At 65.9% G+C, this 14,491-nt stretch carries 10 protein-coding genes; 5 read left to right on the forward strand and 5 right to left on the reverse strand.

The window, feature by feature from the left end; all coding sequences use genetic code 11:
* The 4 genes from AC07Z7_RS23220 to AC07Z7_RS23235 form a co-directional block, all read left to right on the forward strand.
* Positions 1-1,014: PQQ-dependent sugar dehydrogenase (locus AC07Z7_RS23220; protein WP_494767801.1), on the forward strand; the 1,014-nt coding region annotated here is incomplete at its 5' end.
* Positions 1,015-1,131: 117 nt separating this feature from the next.
* Complete coding sequence (locus tag AC07Z7_RS23225; protein WP_494767802.1) at positions 1,132-2,739, forward strand: thymidine phosphorylase family protein; 1,608 nt, start codon at positions 1,132-1,134, stop codon at positions 2,737-2,739.
* Between the two features lie 2 nt (positions 2,740-2,741).
* Positions 2,742-3,656: a ribose-phosphate diphosphokinase gene (locus AC07Z7_RS23230; protein WP_494767803.1), complete on the forward strand. Its 915-nt coding sequence runs from the start codon at positions 2,742-2,744 to the stop codon at positions 3,654-3,656.
* 88 nt (positions 3,657-3,744) lie between these two features.
* Positions 3,745-4,347: an isochorismatase family protein gene (locus AC07Z7_RS23235; RefSeq protein ID WP_056062923.1), complete on the forward strand. Its 603-nt coding sequence runs from the start codon at positions 3,745-3,747 to the stop codon at positions 4,345-4,347.
* A gap of 141 nt (positions 4,348-4,488) precedes the next feature.
* Here the strand turns inward: AC07Z7_RS23235 and AC07Z7_RS23240 are convergent, their stop codons facing one another.
* From AC07Z7_RS23240 to AC07Z7_RS23250, 3 genes are read right to left on the reverse strand one after another with little or no spacing between them, the layout of a single operon-like run.
* The gene (locus tag AC07Z7_RS23240) at positions 4,489-5,415 is read right to left on the reverse strand and encodes a Fe-Mn family superoxide dismutase (RefSeq protein WP_494767804.1); all 927 of its coding nucleotides are present in this window, start codon (positions 5,413-5,415) and stop codon (positions 4,489-4,491) included.
* A 30-nt stretch (positions 5,416-5,445) separates the two neighbouring features.
* A complete protein-coding gene (chrA, locus tag AC07Z7_RS23245; protein ID WP_494767805.1) occupies positions 5,446-6,822 on the reverse strand; it encodes a chromate efflux transporter in 1,377 nt (458 codons plus the stop codon).
* Positions 6,819-7,769, reverse strand: coding sequence for a chromate resistance protein ChrB domain-containing protein (locus tag AC07Z7_RS23250; RefSeq protein ID WP_494767806.1), 951 nt, complete (start codon positions 7,767-7,769; stop codon positions 6,819-6,821). The genes chrA and AC07Z7_RS23250 overlap by 4 nt, the downstream gene beginning before the upstream one ends.
* 315 nt (positions 7,770-8,084) lie before the next feature.
* Between AC07Z7_RS23250 and AC07Z7_RS23255 the strand changes: the two genes are divergently transcribed.
* The gene (locus AC07Z7_RS23255; RefSeq protein ID WP_494767807.1) at positions 8,085-9,986 is read left to right on the forward strand and encodes a propionate--CoA ligase; all 1,902 of its coding nucleotides are present in this window, start codon (positions 8,085-8,087) and stop codon (positions 9,984-9,986) included.
* A 59-nt stretch (positions 9,987-10,045) separates the two neighbouring features.
* Here the strand turns inward: AC07Z7_RS23255 and AC07Z7_RS23260 are convergent, their stop codons facing one another.
* On the reverse strand, positions 10,046-11,215 hold the full coding sequence (locus tag AC07Z7_RS23260; RefSeq protein ID WP_494767808.1) for a GGDEF domain-containing protein: 1,170 nt from the start codon (positions 11,213-11,215) through the stop codon (positions 10,046-10,048).
* A 162-nt stretch (positions 11,216-11,377) separates the two neighbouring features.
* On the reverse strand, positions 11,378-14,491 hold a 3,114-nt coding region (locus AC07Z7_RS23265; RefSeq protein ID WP_494767809.1), incomplete at its 5' end, for an EAL domain-containing protein.

Genomic DNA, 14,491 nt, shown 5'->3' on the forward strand with positions numbered 1-14,491 from the left:
GGTCTGGCCAACCCCTGGGCGCTGGCCTTTTTGCCGGACGGGCAGTTTCTGGTCACCGAACGCCCGGGGCGCATGCGGGTGGTGAGCGCCACCGGCCAGGTGGGCCCAGCCCTGGCCGGGGTGCCCCCGGTGGCAGCAGGCGGGCAGGGCGGCCTGCTGGATGTGGTGACGGATGCCGACTTTGTGCGCAACCGGCGCATCTACTTCTGCTTTTCAGAACCCGGAGCCAGCGGAGCGGGCAACAGCACGGCCGTGGCACGCGCCACCCTGGCAGCCGATGCGCGCAGCCTGCAGGACGTGCGCGTGGTCTTCAGCCAGCGCCCCAAAGTTGAAAGTGCGCTGCATTTTGGCTGCCGCATCGTGCAGGCCCCGGACGGCAATCTGTTGGTGGCCCTGGGCGAGCGCTACCACCGCAAGGACGATGCGCAAAAGCTGGACAACCACCACGGCAAGGTCATCCGCATCACTCCCGACGGTGCGGTGCCCCCTGGCAACCCCTTTGCAAGCCAGCCCGGCGCCTTGCCCGAGATCTGGAGCTACGGCCACCGCAACCCCCAGGGCGCCACGCTGGGGCCGGACGGCAAACTCTGGATGCACGAACACGGCCCCCAAGGCGGCGACGAGATCAACCTGCCCCAGCCCGGCCGCAACTATGGCTGGCCCGTGGTCACCTTTGGCGAGAACTACGGCGGCGGCAAGATCGGTGAAGGCACGGCCAAGGCGGGCATGGAGCCGCCGCTGCACCACTGGACGCCTTCCATCGCGCCTTCGGGCATGGCGTTTTTGACCAGCGCGCGCTATGGCGCGGCCTGGCAGGGCAGCCTGTTTGTGGGGTCGCTCAAATTTGGCACGCTGCACCGGCTGGAGGTGGCAGGCGGCAAGGTGCAGCGCGAAGAAAAACTGCTGCAAGGCAACGGCGAGCGCATCCGCGATGTGCGCCAGGGCCCGGACGGCCTTCTTTATATGGTGACCGACAGCCCCCAGGGGCGGCTGCTGCGCCTGCAGCCCGACTGACGGCGATAGCAGGGCGGCTTGACCCAGGTCATGCCGCCCGCAGTTTTCGCCTTACCAACGCGCTGGCGCGGGGTGTTCACTAGGTGTCTGCCAGCGCTTTGGGTTTAGGCTGGCGCCATGCATGCCGAGCCTTCCTCTCCCGCCCCTGCTTCTGCTCCTGTGTCTGCCCCGGCCGACGCGCCACCCCGGTCCCAGCTGGCCCTGCGCCGCGTGGCCATCGACACCTGGCGCGAGAACGTGGCCTACCTGCACCGCGACTGCGCCGTGTACCGGGCCGAGGGCTTCCAGGCCCTGTCCAAGATCGAGGTGCGCGCCAATGGCCGCCGCATCCTGGCCACGGTGAACGTGGTGGACGACCCGGCCATCGTGGGCTGCCAGGAGCTGGGCCTTTCGGAAGACGCGTTTGCGCAATTGGGCGTGGACAACGGCCACACCGTGTCGGTGGCCCAGGCCGAACCGCCCGAGTCCATGGGCGCGCTGTTCCGCAAGATCGCCAGCGAGCGCCTCACCCGCGAAGACTTTGGCGCCATCGTGCGCGACATTGCCGACCACCGGTATTCCAAGATCGAACTCACCGCCTTTGTGGTGGCCTGCCACCGCAGTGAGCTGGACCGGGAAGAAGTGTTCTTCTTGACCGACGCCATGGTGGCCAGCGGCCGGCGGCTGGACTGGCACGAACCGCTGGTGGTGGACAAGCACTGCATTGGCGGCATTCCCGGCAACCGCACGACCATGCTGGTGGTGCCCATCGTGGCGGCACATGGCATGTTGTGCCCCAAGACATCCTCGCGCGCCATCACCTCGCCCGCTGGCACGGCCGATACCATGGAGGTGCTGGCCAAGGTGGAGCTGCCGCTTGCGCAACTGGCGGACATCGTGCGCGAACACCGGGGCTGCCTGGCCTGGGGCGGTACGGCCAATCTGTCGCCGGCCGACGATGTGCTGATCTCGGTGGAGCGGCCACTCTCCATCGACTCGGCCGGGCAGATGGTGGCGTCCATCCTTTCCAAAAAGGTGGCCGCCGGAGCCACCCACCTGGTGCTCGATATTCCCATCGGCCCCACGGCCAAGGTGCGGTCCATGCCCGACGCACAACGCCTGCGCCGCCTGTTTGAATATGTGGCACGGCGCATGGGCCTGTCGCTGGACGTGGTCATCACCGATGGCCGCCAGCCCGTGGGCAACGGCGTGGGCCCGGTGCTGGAGGCACGCGACGTGATGCGCGTGCTGCAGAACGACCCGCGCGCACCCGACGACCTGCGGCAAAAGGCGCTGCGCCTGGCCGGGCGCCTGATTGAGTGCGACCCCGATGTGCGCGGCGGTGACGGCTATGCGATCGCGCGCGACATCCTCGACTCGGGCCGGGCACTGGCGCGCATGAACGCCATCATCGCCGCCCAGGGCAGCACGGGGTTCGACCACAACCGCCCGGCGCTCGGAGCCCTCACGCTGGACGTGGTCGCACCCGCCAGCGGCGTGGTGGCGGGTATCGACAACTACCAGATCGCCCGCGTGGCCCGCCTGGCCGGGGCGCCCAAGGTGCCGGGCGCGGGGGTGGACCTGATGCACAAGCTGGGCGACACCGTGGCCGCTGGCGACCTGCTGTACCGCGTGCACGCCAGCTACCCGGCCGACCTGGAGTTTGCGCGCCATGCGTGCGAGCGGGACAGCGGCTACCGCTTGGGCACGGCCGACGAGGTGCCACGCGTGTTTGTGGAGTTCTGACCATGACACCGCCCGAAGCCCCCTGTGTGCTGTATTTCGATGACGAAGCCGCGCCTGCGCTGCGCCTGGCGCAGGCCGCCGGTTTGCCTGCCCAGGCCATCGAACGCCACCGTTTTCCCGATGGCGAACTCAAGCTGCGCCTGCCGGTGAACGAGACCACTGCCCGCCTGCCACGGCACGCCGTGCTGCTGCGCAGCCTGCACCAGCCCAACGAAAAGCTGGTGGAGCTGTTGTTGGCCGCACGCACGGCCCGCCAACTCGGCGTGCAGCACCTCACGCTTGTGGCGCCGTACCTGGCCTATATGCGGCAGGACATCGCCTTCCACCCCGGTGAGGCCGTGAGCCAGCAGGTAGTGGGTGGGTTTCTGGCCGGTCTGTTCGACGCCGTCATCACCGTGGACCCGCACCTGCACCGCATCGACCGGTTGGAGCAGGCCATTCCGGTGCAGCAGACGGTGGTGCTCAGCGGTGCCGAGCCGCTGGCCGATCTGATTGCTGAACGCCGCACGAACGCGCTGCTGGTGGGGCCCGACGACGAATCCGCCCAGTGGATCGCCCAGGCCGCCGCGCGCCACGGCTTTGACCATGCCGTCTGCACCAAGGTGCGCCATGGCGACCGCCATGTGGCCATTGAACTGCCCGCGCTCAACGCCCTGGGGAGGGCCGTGGTGCTGCTGGACGACATGGCCAGCACCGGCCGCACGCTGGCGTTGGCCACACGGCTGCTGCTGCAGGCGGGTGCCGCCTCGGTGGATGTGGCTGTGACGCACGCGCTGTTTGCAGGCGATGCGCTGCAGGTGCTGCATGAAGCTGGGGTGGGGGAGGTGTGGAGCACGGACTGCATCCCGCACCCGAGCAACGCCGTGGCCATGGCCGGGCAGCTGGCCACGGCGCTGCAGCCCGTCCTACGTACCTGAAAACCCCGGGCTCGGGCTGCGACAATGCGCCATTGCCTTCCTCGCTGCGCCCGCACAGCGATTCAACGAATACAGAAACGGTCCCACCATGCTGCTTGACGCCACCGAATCCCAACTCGTCCTGGTCGATTACCAGGAGCGCCTGATGCCCGCCATCCACGAGGGCCCCGCCGTGCTGGCCAACGCCCGCCGCCTGGCCGAGATTGCGCGCATGCTGGACGTGCCCGTGTGGGGCACCGAGCAGAACCCCTCGCGACTGGGCGCCAACGACGCCGCGCTGCGTGCCCTGTGCCAGAAGACCCTGGCCAAGATGCACTTCAGCGCCGCCGAAGAAGGCCTGGGCGAATGGCTGCGCCCACCGGCCAAGCCCCAGGGCGGCAACGCACGCAGCCTGCCCAAGCACCTGCAAAAGCCCGCACCGCTGGCGGCAGAGCGCGGCACCATCGTCATTGCCGGGTGCGAAGCCCATGTCTGCCTGCTGCAGACCGCACTGGACCTGATCGACGACGAGTTTGAAGTGTGGGTGGTGACCGACGCCTGCGGCTCGCGCACCGAACGCAACCGCGACGCCGCCTTCGACCGCCTGGCCGGCGCAGGCGCCGAGCTGGTGACCACCGAGATGGTGGCGTTTGAATGGCTGGGCAGCTGCGAGCACCCGGCGTTCAAGGATGTGCTGGGGCTGATCAAGTAAATAATTGGGGGATTTTTAGCCTCTACCGCGCGTCCATAAAGCGCTGATAGCTATTGAAATAATAGCAAATCAACTCAGAGGCGGTGGGAGAGGCGCGCCGCTGAAACCCCACCGGCGATTCGGTTCATCGCCGCCTTCGATTCACCCCGCCCGCAGCGCCTCTGCCTTGGCACACACCGCGTTGCCGGAGGCGGCCCAGCCGTCTATGCCCCCTTGGAGAAAGCGTGCATTGAAGCCCGCTGCGCGCAAGCGCAACGCAGTCGAGCGGCCGACTTCGTGGCCATAGACGCAATACACGACCACGTCTTCGCTCGCAGACAGCTCCGGGGCCCATGTGTCGATGGCGGCAGGGTCGCGCCAGCGGGCATTGGGGATGGCGGTGGTGGCCGCCTCGTACACACCGGCGCGACGCACATCAATCAGTTGCGCCGCCGCTTGCGCGTCCTGGATGGACGCTTGCAGCCCTTCGCTCGCGGCGTGTACCGCATGCTGGTAGCGCTCATAGACGGCGGCCCAGTGGATGTTTGCCATGAACACATCCACATAGGCACCCGCTGCGGCACCGTGGTCAAGGTGGTAGGCATGCTCGTACATGTCCAGCGCGAGGATGGGTGCACCTCCCGCCGCGACCTGGGTGTGATCGCTGGCCCACTGGTTGACGAGCGTGCCCTCGCGCGGCTGGAACACCAGCAACACCCAGCCAGAGCCGCCGCCCAATGCCTTGCCCATGGCAACGAACTCCTCGCGCCACCGCTCCACGCTGCCAAAGTTGGCCGCCAGCGCCAGCAGCATGGCGGGTGCGGGGGCAGCACCATCGCCGCCCAGGCTGGCGAAGTACAGCTCATGCAGCAGCATGGAATTGCTGGCGATCAGCTCCTCGCGCTTGAGCCCGTTGATGGCAAAGCCGGGCGTGGAGGCAAAGTCCAGGCCCGAGAGCTGCGCCCGGATGGCGTTGAGCCGTGCCACCGCGCCGCCATAGTTGTTCTGGTGGTGGCTGCGCAGGAGCTTTTCAGACAGGCCGAGCAGTGTGGCCGGGTCAAAAGGAAGGGCTTGAGGACGTGCTTGCATGGCGGGGCTTCGGGAGGAGGGGATGGCCGCTCAGGTCAGCCAGGGTTTGAGGAAAGTCACTGCCAGCCCCACCGCCGCGCACAGGCCCAGCAGCGGCATCACCCCCAGCTTGAAGCGGAACAGCGCCACCAGTGCGCCCACGGCGATCACTGCCGACACGGCATCAAACGCCCCGCCAAAGCCCTGGGGCCAGAGCAGGTGGTAGGCAAAAAACAGCGCGAGGTTCAGGATCACACCCACCACGGCGGCAGTGATGGCCGACAGCGGCGCGGTGAAGCCGAGCTTGCCGTGCGTGGCTTCCACCAGCGGGCCACCCGCCAGGATGAAAATGAACGAGGGCAGGAAGGTGACGAAAGTCACCACGGTGGCGGCGGCTGCGGCGCCTGCAAACAGCGCATCTGGGCCCCACACCTGCTGCAGCCAGCCGCCCACAAAACCGACGAAGGCCACCACCATGATCAGCGGGCCCGGGGTGGTCTCGCCCAGCGCCAGGCCATCGATCATCTGCGGCCCGCTGAGCCACTGGTAGTGCTCCACCGCGCCCTGGTACACATAGGGCAGCACGGCATAGGCACCGCCAAAGGTGAGCAACGCAGCCTTGGTGAAAAACCAGCCCATCTGCGTGAGCGTGCCTTGCCAGCCCTGCGTAGCCACCAGCAAGCCCATGGTTGTCAGCCACAGCGCCAGCCCCGCCGCCAGCACCTTGGCCAGGTGGCTGCGCGAGAAGCGCGCGTGGGCGGGTGTGGGGGTGTCGTCATCGATCAGAGCCGGGCCGTAGCCCTGGTGCCCATTGGCATGGCCGCCCCCCAGGGCGAACACCGCAGGCCAGCGCTGCGCGCCAAAGTAGCCGATGAGGCCCGCCGCGAGCACGATGGCGGGGAAGGGCGTGTCGAACGCAAAAATGGCGACAAAAGACGCAGCGGCAATGCCCCACATCCAGCCGTTCTTGAGAGCGCGGGTGCCGATGCGGTGCGCGGCATGCAGCACCAGCGCCGTCACGGCGGGCTTGATGCCGTAGAAGATGCCCGCCACCACCGGTACATCGCCAAAACGCAGGTACACCCACGACAGCCCGATCAGGATGAACAGCGAGGGCAGCACAAACAAGGCCCCGGCCACGATGCCACCCCAGGTGCGGTGCATGAGCCAGCCGATGTAGGTGGCCAGCTGCTGGGCCTCGGGGCCGGGCAGCAGCATGCAGTAGTTGAGGGCATGCAGAAAGCGCTTTTCGCTGATCCAGCGGCGGCGCTCCACCAGCTCGGCATGCATGATCGCGATCTGGCCCGCTGGCCCGCCAAAGCTGATGAAGCCCAGCTTGAGCCAGAATAGGAAGGCCGCACCAAAGGTTGCGGGAGCGGGGCGTTCCAGCGCGACGGGGACGTCGGCAGAAGAAGTGTGGGGGGTCATGGGGCGGCGCCGGGCACAGTGGATGGTGAGGGTGGGGGCGGCGGGGGCACGGCATACAAGGCGTCAAACACCTGTGCGGCGACCTGGGTGAGGGTGTCGTCGTCGGCATGCACTTCGCGCAGGCCAGCCAGCACAGCCTCCAGCCCGGCGGCCTCGGGCACGGGCATGCCTCCCGCGTCCAGGTAATGCACGGCGCGGGCCATGCGCTGAAGGCGGGGGTCGGTTTCGAGCCCGAAGCTGGCAATCAGCACCTCGAAGGTCACCAGGGCGCTCACATGGGTGAACCGGGCACCGTCATAGTCAAAGCCCAGCACATCGGCGGGTGCTGAGGCCGGGTCTGTCAGCCACACCCACTGTGCACCTGGGTCGATGAAGCGGCGAATCAGCCAGGCGCTGGCCAGGCGGTCCACCCAGGGCCGGGCGCGGGTCGCCCAGCGTTGGTTCTGGAACTGGGTTGCGTTCAGGCGCGGGATGCCATGGGCGGGCAGGGCGGCGGGCTCCCCGCGTGAGAAGCAAGCGTCCAGTGCCTGGCGCAGGCTGGCCAGGTCGGCGTCGGCCTGTGCGGCGGCGGCTCCGGGGTAGTAGTCGGTGCGGTGCAGCGTCTGCAGCGCGTCGGCAATGCTGCGCAGGCGGCGGCGGGCGTCGGTTTCGGTGAGCTGCGGCAGCTCGGACTGCAAGGTGGTGGCTGTGTCCCGCCACTGTATGAAAGCCTCGGTGCGGTCGAACAGCGCTTCGATTTCCTGGCGCTGTGTGGTGTCGTTAGCCGTCAGGGTCAGCACCATGGCCGTGCCGCCATGCTCCCGCACCTCGGCTGCAATCGGGGCCAGCAGGCCTGCGTGTTCTTGCGGCAGCAGGTAGGCGCCGTCGCGCAGGGCGGCGCAGCCCAGTGCCTTGAGACTGCGCCACACACGCAGCCGTACGGCGTTGGGCTGTGTAGGCAGAGTCATGATGAGGGCGGACCACATGAATGAAGTATATGCTTTACTTTGTGAAATATATATTTCTATTTTTGATATCGTTCTAGCCAAAGAATCCTTGCGCGCGAGATGCTTCAAGGTCTACAAGGCGGGGGAGGACTGGCGTGGCCAGCGTGCAAGGGGCGGGAGAGCTTGAGGATACGTGGCGCAGCAGCAGGAGCAAGGCGCTGATCACAGTGCATTCAGCGCCGCAACGTCAGTTTGCCGCAAGCCCGTCATGAATAATTATGAATTCAAAACCTGCTGTCCTGGCAGGGCGAGAGAGATGCCGAGGAGACACCCACAATGACCGCACACAGCACCTACGCCGACTTCTACCGCCAGTCCATCGACCACCGCGACGCCTTCTGGGGCGAGCAGGCGAAGCTGATCGACTGGAAGACGCCGCCCCAGCAGGTGTGCGACTACAGCAGCCCGCCGTTTGCCAAATGGTTTGTGGGCGGCACCACCAACCTGTGCCACAACGCGGTAGACCGCCACCTGGCCGCGCGCGCCAGCCAGGCGGCGCTGGTGGCCATCTCCACCGAAACCGACACCGAACGCAGCTACAGCTTTGCCGAGCTGCATGCTGAAGTACAGCGCATGGCGGCCGTGCTGCAAAGCCTGGGCGTGAAGAAGGGCGACCGCGTGCTCATCTACATGCCCATGATTGCCGAGGCTGCCTTTGCCATGCTGGCCTGCGTGCGCATTGGCGCGCTGCACTCGGTGGTGTTTGGCGGCTTTGCGTCGGGCTCGCTGGCCTCACGCATCGAAGACGCCGAGCCCGTGGCCGTGGTCAGCGCCGATGCCGGGTCGCGCGGTGGCAAGGTGGTGCCCTACAAGCCGCTGCTGGACGAGGCCATTGCGCTCTCCAAACACAAGCCCGCCGCTGTATTGATGGTGAACCGGGGCCTGGCCCCCATGCACCTGCAGCCGGGCCGCGACCATGAGTGGGCGCCGCTGCGCGAGCAGCACCTGAACACCGTGGTGCCCTGCGAGTGGGTCGAGTCCACCCATCCCAGCTACACCCTGTACACCAGCGGCACCACGGGCAAGCCCAAGGGCGTGCAGCGCGACACCGGCGGCTACGCCGTGGCGCTGGCCGCCAGCATGAAGCACATCTTCGATGCCAAGCCCGGGGAGGTGTACTTCGCCACCAGCGACATCGGCTGGGTGGTGGGGCACAGCTACATCATCTACGGGCCGCTGCTGGCCGGCATGACCACCATCCTGTACGAGGGCTTGCCGATCCGGCCCGATGCGGGTGTGTGGTGGAGCATTGTCGAGAAGTACCAGGTCACGCACATGTTCTCGGCCCCCACGGCGGTGCGGGTGCTGAAAAAGCAGGACCCGGCTTTCCTCACCCAATACAACGTGAAAAGCCTCAAGGCCCTGTGGCTCGCGGGCGAGCCGGTGGACGAACCCACGGCACGCTGGATTGGCGCGGCGCTGAACATCCCCATCATCGACAACTACTGGCAGACTGAAACCGGCTGGCCCATCCTGGCGGTGGCCAACGGCATCGAAGCCAACGCCGCGCGCTGGGGCAGCCCGGGCAAGGCGGTCTACGGCTACCACGTCAAGCTGCTCGACGAGGCCACGGGCGAGGAACTGACCGGGCCCAACCAGAAGGGCGTGGTCGCCATCGAAGGCCCGCTGCCTCCCGGCTGCATGCAGACCGTGTGGCGCGACGACGCCCGCTTTGTGAACACCTACTGGAAGAGCATCCCCGGCCGCCTGATCTACAGCACCTTTGACTGGGGCATCCGCGACGCCGACGGCTACCACTTCATCCTGGGCCGCACCGACGACGTGATCAACGTGGCCGGCCACCGTCTGGGCACGCGCGAAATCGAGGAAAGCATTGCCTCGCATCCCAACATCGCCGAAGTGGCCGTGGTGGGCGTGGCCGACAGCCTCAAGGGCCAGGTCGCCATGGCATTTGCCGTGGCGCGCGATGCCTCGGGCCTGACAGACGACGCTGCGCGCCTCAAACTCGAAGGCGAGGTGATGAAACAGGTGGACGGCCAGCTCGGCGCCGTGGCCCGGCCGGCGCGCGTGTACTTTGTGACGGTGTTGCCCAAGACCCGCAGCGGCAAGCTGCTGCGCCGCGCCCTGCAGGCCGTGGCCGAGCGGCGTGATCCGGGGGATCTGACCACGATGGAAGACCCGGCGGCGCTGCAGCAGGTGAAGGAGCTGGTGGGCTGAGAGCGCGCATTGCAAGATCCACTTTTGGCGACTGTTGCACGAATCTAAAACGCACAAGGCTATTCATGGATCTTCGCCGGGCGGACTTGGTTTCGTCCGTTGTTCTTTGCGATGTACACCTCGCGGTCCGCTTCCTTTAATAAGGTCTCTGCAGTCATGCCCGCTTTGTGTGTGGCTACTCCAATCGACACCGTAACTGCCAATGGAGGTTCGGTAGCAAGTGGAGCCTCGGTGAATGCCACACGTATACGCTCGGCAACATTGCATGCCAGTCTCAAATCGGCAGCCGGGAGTAGCACCACAAACTCCTCCCCACCAAACCGAGCACTCAGATCTCCCTGTCGTAATTGGCTGGAGATTCTTTGTGCAGCAGACCGCAAAGCTTGGTCTCCTATATCGTGGCCATGTGTGTCATTGATTCGCTTGAAGAAATCGATATCTAGAATCAATAGTGAAAAAACAAAACCCTGCTTATTTCCTTCGGTGATCAATCGATCCAGTTCCTGATCAAGAGCTCGGCGATTGAGTTGACCTGTCAGCGAGTCGGTACTCGCTTGGTGCTTAACATGATCAAGAGACTGCCGCAAATCCTCAGTGAGAGCCGCATTTTCCAAGTGCAGTCTGATACCTTCGATGACGCGGGTAGAAATGGGGCGTATTGTGTAAATGAGCGCAACCACATACGCCATAAGCGCAAAAACCAACTGCGGGGCTGCATCTAGCCGACTGCCATGTATGGCCGCTGAGGCCACAGCAGTCAGCCATATGGACGTTGCCAGAACTCGAAATGCCCTGGGATACGTGATATAGGTTGGCAGATTTACGGAAACAATCCCGCACAACACTATTACAAGCCATGCGTCAAGCCGATGATCGTGGGTCATAAGCAAAAGCACGATCAATCCCCAGCAAAAACCATCGAGTACAGCGGTAGCCGACAACCAGAACTTGCGCTGCACTTTCCGGCTGGGCTCTTTGGGTGCATAACGCAACATGCAAAGGTTTATGCACCAGCCAAGCACAAAAATACCTAACCATATCAACACATCACGCCACGGAACAATGTTGTGGACCAGAAAAACAACCAGCGCCCAGCCTGCTGGTGTTGCGTACATGGTTCGCCTGAGCTCATTAATGCATTGAATACAGCCGAGTTCTTCAGCATCCACCTGCATCTTTTCTAAAGATTTTAGGTGTTTTGAAGAGTCATTTTCGGGCGCAGCTGCCATTTTGTCACCTCCATCCAGACCTGGATCCCGCCATATTTTTTAAAATAGGCAACCACGATACCTCTGGTGCAAATGGCTATAATTTTCGAGCCAACTTGCAATTGAGAACGACTGAGGGGCTTATAGGTTTTTTAGTATTAAGCCTGATAATCACGCCAAATTTCACACCGGCCGGCTGCGCTGCCACCCCGCAGGCGGCTGCCACCCCGGCGTCCAACCGATGAAGTCTTCCAGCGGCATAGGCCGGGCGATGCAGTAGCCCTGGGCCTGGGTGCAGCCCAGCTGCAGCAGCATCTGGCCTTGTTCCACGGTTTCCACGCCTTCGGCGATCACGCGGTAGCCGAAGGAGCGGGCCAGGCCGATCACACCCTGCACGATGGCCAGATCGCCGGGGTCGCCCATCATGCCGTGCACAAAACTCTGGTCGATCTTGAGCGTGTCCATGGGCAGGCGGCGCAGGTAGGTGAGCGAGGAGTAACCGGTGCCAAAGTCGTCCAGCGACACGGTCACGCCCATGGCGCGCAGCTCGGTCAGGGTGGCGGCCACGGCCGACAGGTCGTACAGCGCGGCGCTTTCGGTGATCTCGATCTCGACCAGGTGGGTGGGCACCTTGGGGTGGCGCGCCAGGCACTGAGCCATCCAGGGGGCAAAGCCGGGCTGCTGCAGGTGCTGGGCGGCGATGTTGATGCTCAGCGGCATGGGCAGGCCCCGGTCCTGCAGCTGCTCCAGCACCGTGAGTGCGGCCTCGGCCACCCATTCGCCAAAGCCGATCTCCAGCTCGGTGCCCTGCAGCAGCGGCAGGAAATCGCCCGGCGGCACCAGGCCCCGTTCGGGGTGTTGCCAGCGCGAGAGCACCTCGGCGCCCACCACAGTGCCGCTGCGCATGTCCACCTTGGGCTGCAGGTACAGGGTGAACTGCGCGTCTGCCAGCGCGTCGCGCAGGTGGCGGCCCTGGGCGCGCCGCAGCTGCACCGAGCGCTCCTGTTCCGCATCGAACTGGTGAAAGCGGTTGCGCCCGGCCTGTTTGGCGGCGTACATGGCCTGGTCGGCATGGCGCAGCAGGGCGTCGGCATCGGCGTCGTCCTGCGGGAACACGGTGTAGCCAATGCTGGCGGTGACGACCACCCGCTCGGCATCCAGCGTGTAGGGGGACGAGATGCTTTCCATCACGCGTTCGAGCAGGCGTTCGCAGTCGCTGACCGAGCCCAGCCCGGGCATGAGGATCACGAACTCGTCGCCACCCAGGCGGGCCACACAGTCCAGGCCCCGCAGCGCCCGGGTGAGGCGGCCCGCCACCACCACCAGCAGGCGGTCGCCCGCGCCGTGGCCCAGGCGGTCGTTTACGGGCTTGAAACCGTCCAGGTCGAGGTAGGCCACGCCCAGCTGGGTGCCGTTCTCGCGGGCCAGGTCCATGCTTTCCTGCAGCTTGCGCGCCAGCAGCACGCGGTTGGGCAGGCCGGTGAGGGCATCGAACAGCGCCAGCCGCTGCAGCATGACTTCCTGCTCGCGCTGGGGGGTCACGTCGATGGCCACGCCCAGCATGCGGGCGGGGTTGCCTTGGCTGTCAAACCCCACGATCTTGCCCAGGTTGCGCACCCAGCGGGTGGCTTCGCCGGGCGGATTCACGCGCCAGGTGGCATCAAATGGAGTGCCCGGGTTGGTGGTGTGGCGCGCCAGTTCAGCCTGTATGCGTTCGATGTCGTCGGCCGCAACGGCGTTGGCCCACTGCACCGACAAGGGCGTGTTGCCAGGGGCCTCCAGGCCGCGCATGGCACGCCAGCGGCTGTCGCCCGTGACCAGGCCGGTCTGCAGGTTCCAGTCCCAGCGCCCCAGCGACGCGGCGGAGAAGGTCAGCGACAGCAGCTCCTCGCGCTCGCGCACCTGTTCCTCCTCGCGCTTGCGGTCGGTGATGTCGTGCACCGAGAACAGCCAGCAGGGCTCGCCGTCGAATTCGGTCGCGCGCATGGACTGCAACACCGTGCGGGGGGGGGCGCCACGCACGTTCAGCGTCATTTCGTGGTCGCTGACCTGGCCGCTGGCGTCCACCTGATCGATAAGGTGCCGGCGCTCTTCGGCCGTGAAGATGCCCAGCTCGATGCCCGTGCGGCCAATCGCCTCGTTGCGCGGGATGCCCAGCATCTCGACCCAGGCGGGGTTGATGTCCACATACTGGCCGTTGCTGCGCCGGGACAGCCCCATGGGGTAGGGCATGAGGTGGAAAATGCGCGAAAAGCGCTCTTCGGACTGGCGCAGGCGCTGCTCGGCGCGTTTGGCCTCGTCGATGTCCTGCATCACGCCGCGCACGCTCACCACCCGGCCGTTTTCGATCACGGGCTCGCCGCGTGCGCGTATCCATAGCAGATGGCCGTCGGCGTGCAGCACCTCCATCTCCATGCTCCAGGCGGTGCGCGAGCGAATGCTTTCGCGGAACCTTTCGCGCAGCGCCTCGCGGTAGGCAGGTGCCACATGCCGGTCGATGTAGTCGCCAGGCGGCGGCTGGCCGGGGTCCAGGCCATGGATGTCAAAACACGTTTCCGACCAGTACACCAACCCCTTGCCGCGTTCGTCCTCCCAGGCGCCCAGGCGGGCCAGGCGGCCGGCCTGCTGCAGCTGGTTGTTCAGCGCCCGAAGTTCGTCGCTGGTGCGTTGGGCTTCGGTCATGTCGTGGAAAACGAAAACAAAGCAGTTCTCGCCATCCACAAGCACGGAGCGTGCCGACATCAGGCCCGGGATGCGCACGCCGTTGCTCTGCGCCACCAGCGGCAGGCGGTCCACCTTGCCGTCGCGCTTGAAGGCTTCGATGAGCCGCTTGCGCTCCTGCTCGGTGGCCCAGATCTGCAGCTCGGTCGAGGTGCGCCCGAGCACCTCCTCGCGCGGGCGGCCCAGCACCTCGCAGAAGGCCGGGTTCACGTCCACATAGCGGCCGTCCGAAATGCGCGATATGCCCGCCGGGTCGGGCAGCGTCTGGTAGAAGGTGGTGTACTTGGCTTCGGACGAGCGCAGCGCGTCCTCGGCCGCGCGGTGGGCGGTGATGTCCACGTCCATGCCGATCAATGCAGTGGGCCTGCCCTGTGCGTCGCGGCGCGACACGGTGCCGCGCGACATCAGCCAGCGCCAGCGGCCTTCCGTGTCCCGCACGCGGAACTCGGCCTCATAGCTTTCCTCCAGCCCGTCCATGGCACGCGCCAGCTTGGCGGCATTGCGCTCGGCGTCGGCCGGGTGGCGCCGGGCATACCAGCGTGTCCACAGGTCGGGGGCGTCGGCATCGGCCTGGGT

Source organism: Acidovorax sp. GW101-11A03, assembly GCF_059424825.1.